The organism is Leptospira kemamanensis (genome assembly GCF_004769665.1).
Taxonomy (GTDB): Bacteria; Spirochaetota; Leptospiria; order Leptospirales; family Leptospiraceae; genus Leptospira_A; species Leptospira_A kemamanensis.
In genome coordinates this window covers 325,601-341,399 of record NZ_RQGG01000032.1, presented here as the reverse complement: position 1 = coordinate 341,399, position 15,799 = coordinate 325,601, and the positions used below count along the sequence as shown (strand labels likewise).

Annotated in this window: 20 protein-coding genes; 13 read left to right on the top strand and 7 right to left on the bottom strand. The window is 38.7% G+C overall.

The window, feature by feature from the left end:
* Positions 1-41: 41 nt before the first annotated feature.
* A complete protein-coding gene (locus tag EHQ59_RS11735) occupies positions 42-638 on the bottom strand; it encodes a response regulator transcription factor (RefSeq protein ID WP_100725835.1) in 597 nt (198 codons plus the stop codon).
* Positions 639-728: 90 nt separating this feature from the next.
* Here EHQ59_RS11735 and EHQ59_RS11730 point away from each other — a divergent pair, with 90 nt between their 5' ends.
* Positions 729-3,077 carry a hybrid sensor histidine kinase/response regulator gene (locus EHQ59_RS11730; RefSeq protein WP_482793339.1) on the top strand — a complete coding sequence of 783 codons (2,349 nt, stop codon included), beginning with the start codon at positions 729-731 and terminating at the stop codon, positions 3,075-3,077.
* Here the strand turns inward: EHQ59_RS11730 and EHQ59_RS11725 are convergent.
* From EHQ59_RS11725 to EHQ59_RS11710, 4 genes are all read right to left on the bottom strand, one after another.
* The gene (locus tag EHQ59_RS11725; RefSeq protein WP_135619827.1) at positions 3,069-3,638 is read right to left on the bottom strand and encodes a DUF1569 domain-containing protein; all 570 of its coding nucleotides are present in this window, start codon (positions 3,636-3,638) and stop codon (positions 3,069-3,071) included. The genes EHQ59_RS11730 and EHQ59_RS11725 overlap by 9 nt on opposite strands.
* 1 nt (position 3,639) lies before the next feature.
* Entirely contained in the window at positions 3,640-4,374 is a 735-nt protein-coding gene (locus EHQ59_RS11720) for a TerC family protein (RefSeq protein ID WP_208652377.1), read from the bottom strand.
* Between the two features lie 72 nt (positions 4,375-4,446).
* Positions 4,447-5,883 (bottom strand): hypothetical protein, encoded by a 1,437-nt coding sequence (locus EHQ59_RS11715; RefSeq protein ID WP_135619825.1) that lies wholly within the window; start codon positions 5,881-5,883, stop codon positions 4,447-4,449.
* Complete coding sequence (locus EHQ59_RS11710; RefSeq protein WP_135619824.1) at positions 5,883-6,821, bottom strand: RluA family pseudouridine synthase; 939 nt, start codon at positions 6,819-6,821, stop codon at positions 5,883-5,885. Before EHQ59_RS11710 ends, EHQ59_RS11715 begins: the two co-directional genes overlap by 1 nt.
* A 56-nt stretch (positions 6,822-6,877) precedes the next feature.
* Here EHQ59_RS11710 and loa22 point away from each other — a divergent pair, with 56 nt between their 5' ends.
* The 7 genes from loa22 (at position 6,878) to EHQ59_RS11675 (ending at position 10,308) form a co-directional block, all read left to right on the top strand.
* The gene (loa22, locus tag EHQ59_RS11705) at positions 6,878-7,447 is read left to right on the top strand and encodes an OmpA family outer membrane lipoprotein Loa22 (protein WP_208652376.1); all 570 of its coding nucleotides are present in this window, start codon (positions 6,878-6,880) and stop codon (positions 7,445-7,447) included.
* Between the two features lie 257 nt (positions 7,448-7,704).
* The gene (locus EHQ59_RS11700; RefSeq protein ID WP_135619822.1) at positions 7,705-7,920 is read left to right on the top strand and encodes a hypothetical protein; all 216 of its coding nucleotides are present in this window, start codon (positions 7,705-7,707) and stop codon (positions 7,918-7,920) included.
* 35 nt (positions 7,921-7,955) lie between these two features.
* Positions 7,956-8,435: an HNH endonuclease gene (locus tag EHQ59_RS11695; protein WP_135619821.1), complete on the top strand. Its 480-nt coding sequence runs from the start codon at positions 7,956-7,958 to the stop codon at positions 8,433-8,435.
* Between the two features lie 24 nt (positions 8,436-8,459).
* The gene (locus tag EHQ59_RS11690) at positions 8,460-8,813 is read left to right on the top strand and encodes a DUF3147 family protein (RefSeq protein ID WP_135619820.1); all 354 of its coding nucleotides are present in this window, start codon (positions 8,460-8,462) and stop codon (positions 8,811-8,813) included.
* A 151-nt stretch (positions 8,814-8,964) separates the two neighbouring features.
* Positions 8,965-9,195 carry a type II toxin-antitoxin system antitoxin VapB gene (gene vapB / locus EHQ59_RS11685; protein WP_135619819.1) on the top strand — a complete coding sequence of 77 codons (231 nt, stop codon included), beginning with the start codon at positions 8,965-8,967 and terminating at the stop codon, positions 9,193-9,195.
* Positions 9,192-9,596, top strand: coding sequence for a type II toxin-antitoxin system tRNA(fMet)-specific endonuclease VapC (gene vapC / locus EHQ59_RS11680; RefSeq protein ID WP_135619818.1), 405 nt, complete (start codon positions 9,192-9,194; stop codon positions 9,594-9,596). The genes vapB and vapC overlap by 4 nt, the downstream gene beginning before the upstream one ends.
* Positions 9,597-9,786: 190 nt before the next feature.
* A complete protein-coding gene (locus EHQ59_RS11675) occupies positions 9,787-10,308 on the top strand; it encodes a DUF1801 domain-containing protein (RefSeq protein WP_135619817.1) in 522 nt (173 codons plus the stop codon).
* Positions 10,309-10,316: 8 nt separating this feature from the next.
* Here EHQ59_RS11675 and EHQ59_RS11670 read toward each other — a convergent pair whose 3' ends face one another.
* Positions 10,317-10,907 (bottom strand): TetR/AcrR family transcriptional regulator, encoded by a 591-nt coding sequence (locus tag EHQ59_RS11670; RefSeq protein ID WP_135619816.1) that lies wholly within the window; start codon positions 10,905-10,907, stop codon positions 10,317-10,319.
* A gap of 72 nt (positions 10,908-10,979) precedes the next feature.
* Here EHQ59_RS11670 and EHQ59_RS11665 point away from each other — a divergent pair, with 72 nt between their 5' ends.
* The 4 genes from EHQ59_RS11665 (at position 10,980) to EHQ59_RS11650 (ending at position 13,457) form a co-directional block, all read left to right on the top strand.
* Positions 10,980-11,993 carry an alpha/beta hydrolase gene (locus tag EHQ59_RS11665; protein WP_135619815.1) on the top strand — a complete coding sequence of 338 codons (1,014 nt, stop codon included), beginning with the start codon at positions 10,980-10,982 and terminating at the stop codon, positions 11,991-11,993.
* An 81-nt stretch (positions 11,994-12,074) separates the two neighbouring features.
* Entirely contained in the window at positions 12,075-12,425 is a 351-nt protein-coding gene (locus tag EHQ59_RS11660) for a DUF3147 family protein (protein ID WP_135619814.1), read from the top strand.
* A gap of 60 nt (positions 12,426-12,485) precedes the next feature.
* Positions 12,486-12,953 carry a hypothetical protein gene (locus EHQ59_RS11655; protein ID WP_135619813.1) on the top strand — a complete coding sequence of 156 codons (468 nt, stop codon included), beginning with the start codon at positions 12,486-12,488 and terminating at the stop codon, positions 12,951-12,953.
* A gap of 105 nt (positions 12,954-13,058) precedes the next feature.
* Positions 13,059-13,457: a DUF3703 domain-containing protein gene (locus tag EHQ59_RS11650; protein WP_135619812.1), complete on the top strand. Its 399-nt coding sequence runs from the start codon at positions 13,059-13,061 to the stop codon at positions 13,455-13,457.
* A 20-nt stretch (positions 13,458-13,477) separates the two neighbouring features.
* Here EHQ59_RS11650 and EHQ59_RS11645 read toward each other — a convergent pair whose 3' ends face one another.
* Positions 13,478-14,074 (bottom strand): class I SAM-dependent methyltransferase, encoded by a 597-nt coding sequence (locus EHQ59_RS11645; RefSeq protein ID WP_135619811.1) that lies wholly within the window; start codon positions 14,072-14,074, stop codon positions 13,478-13,480.
* A gap of 99 nt (positions 14,075-14,173) precedes the next feature.
* On the opposite strand from EHQ59_RS11645, the gene EHQ59_RS11640 reads away from it, so the two are divergent.
* The gene (locus tag EHQ59_RS11640) at positions 14,174-15,787 is read left to right on the top strand and encodes a fumarate hydratase (protein ID WP_135619810.1); all 1,614 of its coding nucleotides are present in this window, start codon (positions 14,174-14,176) and stop codon (positions 15,785-15,787) included.
* Positions 15,788-15,799 lie beyond the last annotated feature (12 nt).

The window sequence follows — 15,799 nt, the reverse complement described above, 5'->3', positions numbered from 1 at the left end:
ATACTTTAGTCGAAACATACGAATGGAAAATCACGAAATCGCTATTTTTGTATTTCTTTTTCGTATTTCGAAATGAGTTCGTTATTATTTTTACAGGAAAATTTTGTCCTCATTTGGTTCAAATGGTACTCAACTGTTTTACGAGACTTTTGGATGCGGTCAGCCACTTCATTTTGAGAGAGACCTTGGACAAGTAAGTTTAAAATTTCCATTTGGAAGGCAGAGAAGGGAAGTTGCACTTTACTCACACCATCCGACACAAACGATCCACCTTTCATCACAAGTTGGATGACTTCTGGGAGTTTGGAAATTGGATCCGATTTGAGCATGTAACCATCGGCTTTCGACTTAAGTGCGTCTTCGACATACACTCGGCTACCATGTAGGGAAAAGATAATGACCTTTGTGGGTTGGTGTTTTTCTTTGATCTCTCTTAACACATCGATTCCGTTTCGATCTGGTAAATCAATGTCGAGAACCAAAACATCGATGGGATTGGTTTCTAGAAACTGAAACAAATCGGCAGCCGTTCGAAATTCTCCAGCAAGAGAAAAGAAAGGATTGGATTTCAGAATAGATATGATTCCTTCAGTGACAACGGAATGGTCTTCTAAGATGGCGATTTTAACGGATTCCACAACCTTATGATTTTCAGAGTCTTCTTCTCATCTATCCAAAAATCTTTTTGTAACACAGTAAAATTTTGTCGTTATCCCTTAATTTGTCTTTTGGTCCTAGGTGGGACCATTTCATGCCGGTTTGATGCCTATCCCACCTTACTTGCCGACCAAGGCGTACTCGATGGTCATTCGGTTAATTTTAGGCGGGACACAATCCCTCTCATTGGACAATGGGAATTCTATTGGAATGAGTTTTTGGATCCCAAACAAGTTTCCCCAACAAACAAATCTTACCTCAAAGTGGGGGTTCCTTGGTTTTCGCAGGCCAACGAAGAAGGAGAAGGTTACCCGAGTTACGGTTATGCAACGTACCGGCTAAAGGTTAGGCTGCCCAAACGAACAAATCAGTCGCAACCCTATTCACTCTTTGTGCCCGTCCTCCATAGTGCTTACAAAATGTACGCAAACGGCCAATTGGTAGCGGAAAATGGAAAACTAGGGATCAATGTGGCGACCCACGAACCCTCGTTTCATACCAAAATCCTTCCTCTCACGAGTGTGAATGGGGATTTGGATTTGGTCATCCATATCTCCAATTTCTCTCATAAGTATGCAGGAATTCATGGCCTCATTCGTTTAGGGCATCTGGATCGAATCATTCCCCTCTGGAATGTGAACTATACGGTATCATGGATGATCATGTTGTTTTTGGGATTTCTTTCCATCTACCACGCGTTAGTTTATTTTATCAACCGTTCGGAAAAAAATGCCTTAAGGATGTCATACGTGTACTTGGGCATTTTGATCTTAAGTTCGACCTTAATTGAATCTAGAATTTTATTTAATTTATTTCCCGACACATTTTGTATGCCTCTCTTTCGATTTTCGAGGATAGGAATTGTGATCGTTTTGTACTTTGGGGCTTCCATCCTTTTGAGTTTGGCTCAAATGCGGGTGTTTAAAAAGGTTATCTCATTTTTAAAATTGTATTGTTTAACGTTTTTGATGGTTTCTGTCCTCACACCGGTTCGTCATTTAGCAGAGATTGTTTTTTATTTTGAAACACTTTCCGCATTTTTTATATTGGTGAGTTTGGTTTCTGTTTCCCTGGCATTGTATTTACAAAGAAAGGATAGCCAGTTATATTTTTATAGTCTGGTTTTGGCTGTTTTTGGTGGAATCATCGATTTGTTATTAATTTCGAATCCTAACTTTGGTTATAGGCCAATGGGACTTGTTTCCTTATATTTATTTATCTTACCTCAAACCTTAGGTGTTACCTTTGGTTTAGTTCGAGTTTACAAACGGTCGGAATCCATTTCAAAAGAACTCTACAAACGAAAAGAAGCACTCGAAAAAAAAGTAAAAGCCCGCACTATGGAATTAGAAAAAGCCAATCGTTGGAAAGCAAATTTCGTTTCTTTAATTTCGCATGACTTACGTTCGCCGCTAAATAGCGTAAATCAAATTTTAGATGTCATTGACTTTAGTTTTAGCGAAACATCAGAAGAGGAAAAAAAGAAATTTTTAGGAATTTGTAAATCTGGCGTGAGCCAGTCTCTTCGTATGTTGGAACAACTTTTGGATGTAAGTCGTTTTGATGCGTTTGGAACCAAACTCATCCAAACCAAATTTTCGGTGAACGAACTCTTAAATGAAATCATCGAATCGATCGAACCACTCGCCACACTCAAAGGGATTCGGATCCAAAAAGACACACCGATTGAAGCCGAAATCATTGCCGATCGTACTTTAATAGGAGAGGTCTTCAAAAATATCCTCACCAATTCCATCAAATACTCGTATTTGAATTCAGAGGTTTGGGTAGGTGTTTCCTTCAAAGGGAAGTGGTTGTCCGTGGAAATTCGAGACCGCGGCCTTGGAATGAGTGAGGAACAAATCCACAAACTGAATGGCGACGAAAATATCAAAAGTACACCTGGAACTGCGGGGGAACGTGGGACGGGACTTGGTTTACAACTTTGTATGAATATCCTAGAAGCCCATTTTGGAAAACTAAGAATCAATTCAGTTCTTGGAGTTGGATCTTCCTTCGAGATTTCTTTATCGAAAAGTACAAAATCCGTATTACTTGTAGATGATTCAGGAAACTTTCGTTCCGAGTTAGCGGAAGTTATGCGAAGAAATCAATGGATTGTGATTGAGGCAGGGAATGGGGAAGAAGCACTTTCCCACTTGGCTCGGATCACTCCTTCTCTCATCATCACAGATTTACATATGCCAGGTATGAATGGAATTTCTCTCATTCACGAATGGGAAGGTCGGCGAAACCAAAACCAAAAAATTCCGATCATCCTCATTAGTTCAGATGCTCCACTGACAGGGGGAGAAACCTTCCTCGAAGAAGAAGGTTTGGAAACCATTGTTTCTGCCTATTTATCCAAGATGTACAAAGCAGAAGACCTCTGCCAACAAATCGAATTGATTTTAGAGTAACAACCGTTCCATGTGATTTTTGATGTGAAGGGTATGAGCCAAGTCATATTCCTCTTTTGTTAACTCACCGTAAGCGAAGTGGGGACGAAGAGAGGATTCTGCAGTTTTTGAAAATCGTTCGATGGCTTGTAAGAGGCGTTTTGCGCCTACTTTCACTTCCGTAGCATTGTCGATCTCATCGGCACCAGGAATGGGTTCTTCCAATCCATGGTTCATTTTGTTTTTGAAAGCAAAAACGGAAAATGCAATTTTACCGATGGAACCTCGGAAAATAGAAGATTTCATTTCTGGATACCCTTGGATCGAAAATTCGATACTTTGGGCACAATGCGCCAATACTTTTCCTGGAGACCAATTTCCAGCTAATTTGATTTCATTGGGTTTTGTCAGAAGTTCTGTCACAAGGGATTGGTAATCCGATAAATCTTCAGCTTCCATCCAAGGGGAAAGAGTTTCCGTTTTTTCTGGAATTTCTTTTTCCTCTTTCTTCTCTGCGAATAACGGAAGTTGTGCGACACTTACTGTAAGGGCAGTTCGCTTCAAAAATTCTTTTCGTTTCATATTATTTTCCTCGTAACGCAATTGGTTTGTCGGACTTGGTTCTGAGTTTCATATTGAGAAATTCTACCATTACGGAAAAACACATCGCAAAGTAAATGTATCCTTTTGGAATGTGAAGTTCAAGTCCCTCACCCAGAAGTGCCACCCCAATCAAAATGAGAAAACTCAGAGCTAAAATTTTGATGGTAGGGTGACGATCGACAAAATCAGAAATACTCCCACTGGATAATAACATAAATCCAACAGACAAAACAACAGCTGTGATCATGACACCAAGTTTGTCTGTCATTCCCACTGCTGTGATCACCGAATCCAAAGAGAAAACGACATCTAAAATCAAGATTTGAACAATCACTTGCGTAAAAGAAATTTGTTTTTTGGAATCGTCGCTTAACGAGGATTCGCCTTCCAGTTTATGATGGATTTCTGTGGTGGACTTTGCGATGAGAAAGAGTCCTCCTGAAATTAAGATGAGATCTCTACCACTGATGGCATGTTCCAAAATCGTAAACAGTGGAGTGGTGAGTTTCATGATAAAGGATAAAGAAAAGAGTAAAAGAATTCGAGTTCCCATCGCTAAAAACAATCCCACTTGTCTTGCTTGTTTTTGTTTGGTTTTGGGCAATCTTGAGGAGAGGATGGAGATAAAGATGATATTGTCGATACCCAGGACAATTTCCAAAGCAGTTAAGGTGAAAAGGGCAAGCCATATGGAGGGATCGGAAAGAAGTTCTATCATAACACGACCCAAACTGTTTGAAGGAAAACTAGAATCAATTCAATTCTTGGATTTAGGATTTCCACCTTATCAATTTCTTTGAAAAAAATACCAACCTTCACATTCTTTCACGAGACTCACACCCTTCCAGTTTGCCAAATTTTCTTTGGTTTCGGTGACTCCCCATGAAAAGGAAAGAAAGGATTGGTTTTTGAAATCGCCATCCCAACTCGTGTTGGCAATCCAAGGGTAATACACTCCCTCTTTTGTGAAAGGAACGAGAGTCCATTTTTTTTCGGAAAATGCATAACTGTATTTGATGGGCCAGTAGGTGGCGGCACCTGGGAGATTCGGATCAAATTCGGATAAACATTCCAATCGTTGTTTTCGTTTGTTTTCGCCTAGTTTGACTTCTGCGACGAGTTCGGTATGTTTGCCTAAGTAAAACCAAAAACATCCGATCATCAGCACAATCGGAATTCCAAAGCGAACGAATGGAATTCTTTCTACCAAACGAAAGGAAAAATACAAAATTCCAAAAGGTAAAAAATATAAATAACGTATGTTTGGTTCTGTTTGGATGGTGTATAAAAAGAATATCGTGAGAAAGGGGGAAAGGTAAAATACGAAATCAAGGAACAATTCTTTTCCATTTTTTCGAAAGAGTGTAAGCAAACCATACAAACCACCAATCACCAAATACCAATAGAACCATTCCGACAGGTTAGGTTGGCGAGTCACAGATTCTTTCAAACCAAGCCAAAGGGAGAAAGGATCATGGAAAAAGGTGAAAGAGATTTCTTTTAGTTTCGATACAAGTTGGAGATTGTCCGTGCCCATGGTACCAATACCCAACCATCGCAGTCCTTTGCCGATGGACTTTGCGAGATAGTATCCCACAAAACCCATGCTAAGTGGACCAATGCTTTTCCATCGCAAATGGACAATTGCATAGAGTATCAAAAATGGAGCGATGTTGACAAAAAACCAATATTCCGAAACCCAAACAAGGGTCATAAGGAGGAGGAACCGAAACCAAACTTTGCCATTTCTAAAGTCCCAATGCTCCAATTCGTATAAAGTCCATGTCGCAAAGAAAAAGGTCATCGCATGGAATCCAGGCAAATAAAATTGCCCAAATAAATTAGGATCGTATCCTGCTAAAACCAAAAACCCGAGAGCGACTAAATACGAATACCGTTTTGGCATTCCCAATTGTTTGGCAAAAGTAAAAGGCAAAACAAAGGATAGAAATCCAAATACCAAATGGAATCCATAGACAGAGGAAATTACGGGATAAAAAAGAACCGCAAGGATTATCTCAGGAAAAAGATAGGTGCAAGGAGGAAAGTTCCATCCACGAACTCCCGTCCATCCCCCAGTCCAAACATCTCTTGCAAACAAATAGGGATATAAAACATCACTATCGGTTCCTTCTCCCAAATGGTTCTCATACACAACATCATAGAACAGATGAAAGCTGGCAAAGAGCACCAAAAGGAAAAGGATCGGCTTTAGAAATCGCATCAGTAACTAGGGCATTTGCGTTCGAAGATTTTAAATCGTTCGGGAAACTCAAGTTCGACTACGATGCGTTTGTCTGGCAGAAACGGATGTGGGAAATCCAATTTTTTGGCAAAGAGAAGAAGTCCGTACTGAGTGTAATCTTTTGCTGACCTAGAGTACAAACTGTCACCAACCACTGGGCATCCCACTTTCGACATATGAACACGGATTTGGTGGGTACGACCTGTTTCCAGCCCTAGTTTCATCAAACTGAATTTCCGTCCGGTTTGTGTTTGGACAATTTTTTCTGTTTTGTAATGGGTGATGGCCATTCGTCCATCTTCTCTGACACACATCTTCACTCGCTCAACGGGGTGGCGGCCAATCGGCATATTAATTGTGCCTTCTGCTTCCACAGGTGCTTGTAACACCCAAGCATAGTATGTTTTCTCCACAAGACGATCTTGGAAGAGTTTGGACAAAGCCGCATGTGCTCTGTCGGTTTTCGCAATGATGAGAACCCCTTCTGTTGGTTTGTCCAAACGATGGACAATTCCTGGACGGCGTTCACCACCTGTGCCTGATAAGTTTTTAAATTGGTGGAGGAGTCCATTCACAAGTGAAGGGGAATCGTCACCGGGTCCACTGTGGCAAGCGATCCCTGCTTTTTTATGGATGACCATAAACTCTTCTTCGTCATACAAAACAGGGATATCCATAGGAATGGGTTCCAATCGAGAGGGTGGTCTTGCGATGACATCCACCACATATTCTTCTCCTAAAGTCACCTTATAGCCGTTTTTATGGACGACTTGGTCCTTTGTTTTGTTGGTTACAAAGCCTGAATCAATCCATTTTTGAACGGTAGAACGGCTCAGATCGTCTCCAGCGTTGTCTTTTAGGAAAACGTCTAAGCGACTTTGGTCATAATCTTCGGAAACAGTTACAAATATTTGCATTTTCGGTTGTTATCTAATGAAAAGAACTAAACTATGGAAACATTAAGGTAGGTCAACTGATGAAAAAAGGATTTTTTTTAAGCCTCATCCTCCTCGTAGGTCTTTCTATTTCATTCACGAACTGTTCGTCTTCTGAAGAAAAAGAAACTCCAAAAGAAACGTCCACAACTACGGACAACACAACTGCAGTTTCTTCCAGAGATCTCAACGGAGCTCTTTTGGACGAAATCAACGTAGCACTCAAAGACTACCGTTACCCAGATGGCGTTCGTCGCAGAGGATTTAGCTACAAACAAGCTGACATCCAAGCAGAAGATTTCAAAACTTGGGCAAAAGACAATGTTTCTTATATCAAAGACGCTCTTGCAAAACTTCCTGAAGGTTATGCATTAGAAATCACTGGTCACGCAGATGCATCTGGTCCTGAAGAAGCAGAAGGCGCTAAAAAAGGAAACGGATACTATTCACAAATTCGTTCTGATGCAATGAAAGATGCTCTTGTAAAACAAGGGATCCCTGCAGAAAGAATTGTGACAAAAGCTGCTGGTTCGTCTAAACCAATTTCTGGTTTTGATGAAAAAGACGCGATCAACCGTCGTGTGACTTTCCAAGTTGTTTCTAAATAAGAAATTCTATTTTCTTACCTAGAGACCTTTCTCTAAATGAAGCCCACCTCTTGGTGGGTTTTTTTATGTCTGGAGAATGAGGCCAAATAAATGGCATTGGTTGTTCAGCGTTTCGGGCGCCTCGCAATGGTTATGCGAATCAAAATTTTACGATCACCGACCGCGCTATTCGCTCCAATCTTTCCCTTTACGGGAAAGGATTTCCGCTTCTATCGCTGGCGCTGGGGGAAAATGTAAACAATAACAGGAGTTTGGATATGAAGACGGACAACAACAAAGAATTTACAAGAGAAGATTTTATGTTATTTTTTAGGGATGATCAAAAACTGAATTCCTTGACAAATGATGATCGAATCGAAGCTTTTCAAACGATTCTTGCAGGTAGTTCTGATATAACAAAAGAATTACTTGATGGTATATTAAAAGATTATTCGATTTCTACAATAGAGATAGTTGAAATTACAAATGAGTAATAATTGGACAAGAGAGGAAACAATTATTGCTTTCAATGTCTACTGCAAAATTTCAAAATAAGACAATAGAAGAAAATTTTGGAGAAGGGTTGGATAAGATACCTCTTGGAAAAGAAAAAGAAGTTATCATTAAATCAAGAATTAATCAATCATTTTTCCGAAGTGCCGTTCTTTCATCTTATGATTTAAAATGCTGTATCACAGGTTTGTCTGTACCAGAATTGTTGGTTGCGAGCCATATAGTTCCTTGGAGTCGAGACGAAACAAACCGACTTAATCCTCGTAATGGACTTTGTTTAAATTCTCTCCATGATAATGCTTTCGATAAAGGGTTTATAACGATAACTCCTGATTTTAAAATCAAAACATCGAATTATCTCAAAGATTATTTAAATGACAAAGCTTATCTGGATATGTTTAAAAGGTATGAAAATCAAACTATAAATTTGCCTGATAAATTTCTACCTTCGAAAGAATTTCTAGACTTTCACTTCAATCAAATTTTTAGAAAATAAACTCATAACAAATCAGGTAAGATCATGGTTTATCTCATTTTTAAATACGCTATCACAGCAGCGCTAGTTGTCATTATCTCTGAAGTTGCCAAACGGAATGATCGATTGGGAAGTTTGATTGCTTCCCTTCCTTTGGTTACGATTCTTACACTCATTTGGTTGCATATTGAATCTGCCTCCACAGAAAAAATCTCTAACCATGCCTATTATACATTTTGGTTTGTGATTCCAACATTGCCCATGTTTTTGATCTTTCCTAAACTCAATGCCATGTTTGGATTTTGGGTTTCAATTTCTTTCAGTCTCTTAGTCACAATTTTCTTATTTTATTTGTTTCAGATCCTGTTAAGTCGTTTTGGAATCCATCTATTTTCATGATGAACCAAATGAATCAATAGATAGTAAAAGATCGGATACAAACTGTTATGTGACAGTCAGCAATGAATGCCTTATGAAATGGGTAAAATTGAAAAAAAATCTAGAAATTTCAGACTTGACAAAACCAAAACATATATACTAAAATATATATATGAATCGTGCAAAATTATTTAAAAACGGTGATAGTCAAGCGGTTAGGCTTCCAAAAGAATTTCGTTTCAAAGGAAAAGAAGTCTACATCAGAAAAGACGGAAATTGCGTCATTATATCTCCGATCGACGATGCCGTTGATAGATTATGGAAATCTCTCCATGATTTTTCTGATGATTTTAACATTGAAAGAAATCAACCGAAAACTTTTGATAAGCGAAATTCTATATGAATCAGTATTTGTTAGATACAAATATTTGCATTTATATCATTAACCAAAAGCCTGAAATCGTTTATCAAAAATTCAAAAAAATAAGCCTAGATAACATTTTTATTTCTTCTATCTCTGAGTTTGAACTTAGATATGGAGTTGAAAAAAGTCAAAAATCAGAACAAAATCTAAAAACTCTTAATGAATTTCTGGGATTTCTAAATATCATTCCTTTCGACTCTGAATCTGCTTCTATAGCTGGATCAATAAGAACAAAACTAGAAAAAAAGGGAGAAATTATTGGACCTTATGACTTACTAATTGCTGCACAAGCTATCACTCATGATATAATTCTAGTTACTAACAATGAAAAAGAATTTAAGAGAATCAAAGACCTTAAAATCGAAAACTGGATTAAATAGAATGCTGACCGTCATATAACAGAGGCTACTCACTGCGCTTCGGCACTACGGCCTCGCTTGGGCAGCGCCACATTTCGCTCCTGGCATTCGTTTGCATTCGCAAACTACATGCCAGCCCTTAACGTCCCGTTGGGACTCTGGGTCGGGAACGTCGAGTAGCCTAGTTCGATATCAGAAGGAGGATTTTCCCATGCCGAATACAATCGAAGAATACATTGAGTCTTTACCTGAAGGTAAAAAAGAATACTTTATCAAATTGCGAAGTATCATCAAAAAAAATCTGCCAAAAGGTTTTGAAGAAACCTTCCAGTACAATATGATCGGTTATGTGGTGCCAAAAAAACTCTACCCAGCAGGTTACCACGTAACGCCGGAACTCGCTCTTCCCTTCCTTCACATCGCTTCCCAAAAAAATGGTTTAGCTTTATATCATATGGGAATCTATGCCGATCCCAAACTTTTAAAATGGTTCCAAACGGAATATCCGAAACATGCAAAAACTAAGTTAGATATGGGAAAAAGTTGTATTCGATTTAAAAAGTTAGATGACATCCCATGGAAATTGATCGGTGAACTTTTACAAAAGATGGGCCCTAAAGATTGGATCGAGTTATATGAAGCCAATCGTAACGGAAAAAAACCGAGGGAAGACAATGCTAAAAATATTAAGGCGAAAAAGGTATCTTCTAAAAAGAGAAATTTAAATCGTTAGGATAATGACTATTCTTTTGATTTGGTAAGGTAATGTTTTAAACCCTCAGTCGCTAAGTTTTTAAAAAATTGAGACAGTAATTCGGAATCAAAATTGGCATTAGATTGAATCATATTTCGAACGAGATTCCAAAATGCTCCTGCCAAGTATTGGTTAACGAAACGATAGGGTGGAAATTCAGCCTGATATAGTTTTTGCAATTCCCCATGAGTTCGATAAGACTCTTCGGTGATAAAATCTAATATTTGATAGGTTACAGAAGCTGGAATTGTATTTTGAAACAAACATTTATAAAATTGAAAATTTGATTTCACATTCTCGAGTGCATAATACGTCAAGGAATGTCCATCGGCAAGTAATGTCTTTGGATCAATGATAGGAGAATTAGTTTCCATCTTTCTGTACAAAAACAAATAAGTTCTATAGAGTATGTCTTCCTTATCCACAAAATAATGATAAAAATTAACACGTGTCATTCCCGCTTGTTTTGCGATTTGTTCGATGCTTATCTTTTCATAAGGTGTAATCAGAAAAAGATTATGGAAAGCGATAATTAGTTTTTCATAGGTTTCGGAAATTCGATCTTTTTGATTATACATCTGTAAAATGAAATCTCCTTCTCTGTTTTTGTAAAGTTTGACGAATTTTGAGATTCACTCCATTTCAAGCCTATGATTCAAAAACTCAAACTAATATTACCTTTGATCCTAGGTTTATTTTATTCGTGTGCTACGAGTATTGAAAAACCAGATAGCTATGAAAAAATTTCTAACTGGCATCGATACCAACACTTCCTGCCTGAAGATTTGCGATATCGCAAATACAATCTACCAACAGAGGAATTTGTGGAACTAATGGGTTACCAAGTGCATGTAGATCGGTTCCCAAAAAAGCTAACCAATTGTAAAGTAATTCTCATCCATGGCGGTGGTGGGAATGGGCGAATTCTTGGCACTTTCGCAGTTGGAATGGAAAAACTCGGTTGTGAGTGGTTGGCTCCCGATTTGCCAGGATTTGGTCTGACAAAAATTCCATCTGAAAAACATTACGTTCCGTATGAGGATTGGGTTTTGGTTTTAGATGAGCTAATCAAGAAAGAGAGGAGACCAAATCAAAAATTAATTCTTTTTGGGCTCAGTATTGGTGGAATGCTTGCCTATCATACAGCTGCTTATCATGGAAAGGTAGATGGACTGATTGCAACAACACTTGTTGATCCTAGGATTCCTGAAGTTCGAGATGCAATCGCGTCCAATCGTTTTTTAAGTCGAGTTGGTATGCCATTGAATTCACTTTTTTCATTTGTTACGGACGGAATGTATTTCCCGATCAAATGGTTTAGCAAAATGGAATATATCACGAATGATCCTAGTTTTTCTGAAGTGTTTGCCAGTGACCCTTATGCAGGGGGTTCTAAAGTAAGTCTAGGTTTTTTGACTACGTTTTTAAACTACAATCCTAAATTGGAGCCTGAATCGTTTCAAGTATGTCCTGTATTGTTAGCTCATCCTGGAATTGATCCTTGGACACCTTCCATTCTAAGCCAACAATTCTTTCATAGAATCAATGCACCGAAGCAGTTTGTAGAATTAAAAGGCGCAGGACATTTTCCTTATGAAGAACCAGGTATAAGCCTGTTACAAGAATCGGTAAGTAAATTTATAATGGATTTAAATCCAAAATGAGAATCGTAATATTTTCCTTTTTGAGTCCTTATTGACTCAAAAGGGATTGGCAATTGTGATCTTTGCAATGGAGTTTTTGTTATGTACGTAATTTTTAAATATTTAATCACGGCAGCTCTTGTTGTCCTCATCTCAGAAGTCGCCAAACGAAACGACCGGATAGGCAGTTTTATTTCTTCACTTCCTATTATAACAATTTTAACGCTTATTTGGTTAAAAATGGAAAATGTATCTAATCAAAAAATATCGAATCATGCCTTTTATACTTTTTGGTTTGTGATTCCCACCTTACCAATGTTTTTAGTGTTTCCTAGACTCATTCAATGGGTTGGCTTTTGGACATCCATATTTGTAAGTATTTTATTGACAATTTTTCTATTTTATCTATTCCAAATGATTTTGAATCGTTTTGACATTCATTTGTTTGATTAAAACTTTTGATTTTCATAACTTTTCATAAACTTACAATTCATAATGTTTTGTCTAAGTATTATGAATGTTGAATTTTATACAAAATGGGAACAAAATGAAAGTTTAATCATCACTCGGTTGACGGGACCAATCACTGAGTTAGATGTTAAGGAATGGGAAAAAGGTCTTAAGGGTGTTCTTCAGAATTTACCAAAGGGAACCCAATTTAAGATCTATGTCAATCTACATGGACTCAGTCCCAGTTCCGTTAATGCACACAAATCCTATCGCGATGTCATCCCACTCCTACTAAGCCAGTATGGTTGGAGGATTGGTTACCTTGATTTATTTGAAGAAGCAAACGGATTAAAAATCACGACAACAAACGAGTGTCAGTGTTATGCGGCTGTCCATTGTCACCAAGATGGCTACAAAATTCAGGAATACGAAAGAAGGTTTGGAAAAGAGAACGAACATTTTTACGAAGATCCAAATCTTTGTGAATCATGGATTCGCGAGTACGACCTACCTTCGTTTGCCACACATTGACAAGAGAGTATTTCTTGTAAAAATTTGATCGATAGGGAAGAGGTTATTTTAGATCATAACCTTTTGTCAGATCCATTTTCAATGGAAAGGCAAAAGGATTTCCAAATGAAACTCAACCTAATGATGCCAAAAGAATTTAAAGTGGCTTATCAAAAAGAAATTCAGAACTACAAAGACAGTGTTTCCAAGAAGGATGATTTGGCGGCCTGGAGATTTTTGGAAAGGGCTCATATCATAGGACAGTATTTTCCCGTTCCCCATACAGGGAGTCATTTTCGCATGTTTCTTTTTGGAATGCGAAAGGGAGATTTACGAGAAGTATACGGACAGTTCATCCGCATGGCTTTTGGTTGGATTGGAAGTTTGTTCAACCGCATTCCTGTGGGGAATACGGGAAGTGCCTCTGTGCCGATTTTTGCTCCTATGCCCATTCCAGAAGACTTACGTGTTCTCCTGCAAAATGCGGATACTGAGTCCAAAGGTCTTTCTGGTTTCAAGAAATAGAGATTCGCATAACAGTGATTTTATTTTTCTGCGATGAGGAGAAATAAAGAGGCGTCTTCGTTCATAAACACTTTTTTCTCTTCTAAGATGACAAGAGAAGTCACGGTTCGAAATCCAATCGATTTGAACTTTTGTTCTAATTCCTCTGTCAGAAATCCATTGTGAACTTTTGGGTGAGAGACCTTTTCGTTTTTCACAAAGTCCACAATGAAAATTTTTCCATTGGGTTTGAGATGGTTCGATAGGGTTTTCAAAATGGAATCCGTATCTGGGATATGTAAGAGAACAAGAGAGAGTAAAATTTGATCTGCGAGAATGGTTGGAGACTCGATCCAATCAGCAAGAGAGATGGTTTTGGCATTGGAAAGGTTCTCTGCTTTGATTTTGGACAAAACGACATCTAACATGACGTTTGAATCATCACAAAAAAGCACTTCTTTGTATTGGGATGTGAGAGGGATTCCGAGTAGTCCAGTGCCACATCCAAAGTCCAATAAACAACTCGTTTCTGTGTCATTTAAAAATGGTTTTAGTTTTTCCAAAATGCGATGGGCTAATTGAACTCGGTCTTCGGTATCATACTGCTTCGCGATTTGATCAAAAATCTTTGGTTCCACTGAGGTAAGTTCTCACTAGAATCTCTCACTGTCTCTCTGAAAAATTCATTTACGAAAGAGGGAATCCTTAGAGATTAGAAGTACCATCTAGAGGTTTCTATGCCAGAATTTTTTTACGCCGATCCGTTTCCATTATCCCAGGACACAACCGAATACAAACTTTTGACAAAAGACTTTGTGAGCACAGTTCCATTTGGCGATAAAGAAATTTTAAAAGTGGAACCAGAGGGCCTTACCTTCCTTGCCGAAAAAGCAATGGAAGATGTTTCTTTTTATTTAAGGACTGCCCATTTAGAAAAAGTTCGTAAGATTTTAGATGATCCGGAAGCGACACCAAATGATCGTTTTGTGGCGATGGCACTTCTTAAAAATGCAGTGATTGCTGCTGACAAACAACTTCCTTCCTGCCAAGATACAGGAACAGGAATTGTTATGGCGAAAAAGGGAGAGTATGTGATCACCGGAGGTGACGACGCAGAAGCACTCTCTCGCGGAATATATAATACCTATGTCAATCGTAATCTTCGTTATTCGCAAGTCGTTCCTCTTACGATGTATGAGGAAGTGAATTCTGGATCCAATCTACCGGCACAGATTGACATCTACTCCACACCTGGTGACAAATATAGTTTTCTCTTTTTAGCAAAAGGTGGTGGATCGGCCAACAAAACCTATCTTTTCCAAGAAACAAAAGCCCTTCTCAATCCAGCCTCTCTCGAAAAATTTATCGCCGACAAAGTTTCTAATTTAGGTACAGCGGCTTGTCCTCCTTACCACATCGCTGTTGTGATTGGTGGAACTTCTGCCGAAGCCAATCTAAAAACCGTAAAACTAGCGTCAGCTGGTTATTTAGATCACCTTCCCACAAAAGGAGACAAATACGGATCAGCTTTCCGAGATGTGGAACTAGAGGAGAAGATGCTTGCGGCTGCACAAAAATCGGGAATTGGGGCACAGTTTGGTGGTAAGTATTTGGCTCACGATTTTAAAGTGATCCGCCTTCCACGTCATGGGGCATCTTGTCCAGTGGGTCTGGGTGTGAGTTGCAGCGCGGATCGTAACATCAAAGCGAAGATCACAAAAGACGGAATCTTTTTAGAAAAACTCGAATACGATCCTGCTAAATTTTTACCAACTATTGATGATGTAGATGCAAATACAGAATCGGTGCATATCAATCTCAACCAACCTATGCCAGAGATTCTAAAGGTTTTAACCAAATATCCTGTAAAAACACGTGTTATGTTGTCTGGTCGCTTGATTGTCGCTCGTGACATTGCCCATGCCAAGTTAAAAGAAAAATTGGATAAGGGTGAACCACTCCCAGAGTATTTTAAAAACCATCCAGTGTACTATGCAGGTCCTGCTAAAACTCCAGAAGGAATGCCATCAGGTTCTTTTGGCCCTACCACAGCAGGTCGTATGGATAGTTATGTTCCCGTGTTCCAAGAGAAAGGGTTTTCCATGATCACACTTGCGAAAGGCAATCGTTCCAAAGTGGTTACTGATAGTTGCAAGAAAAATGGTGGGTTCTATCTTGGTTCCATCGGTGGACCGGCGGCACTACTCGCAAAGGAAAATATCAAAAAGGTAGAAGTGTTGGATTTTCCTGAGCTCGGAATGGAGGCGGTTTGGTCCATTGATGTGGAAAATTTCCCTGCCTTCATCGTAGTGGATGATAAAGGAAATGATTTTTTCCAAATGTTGAATTGAAATTTTTGGATT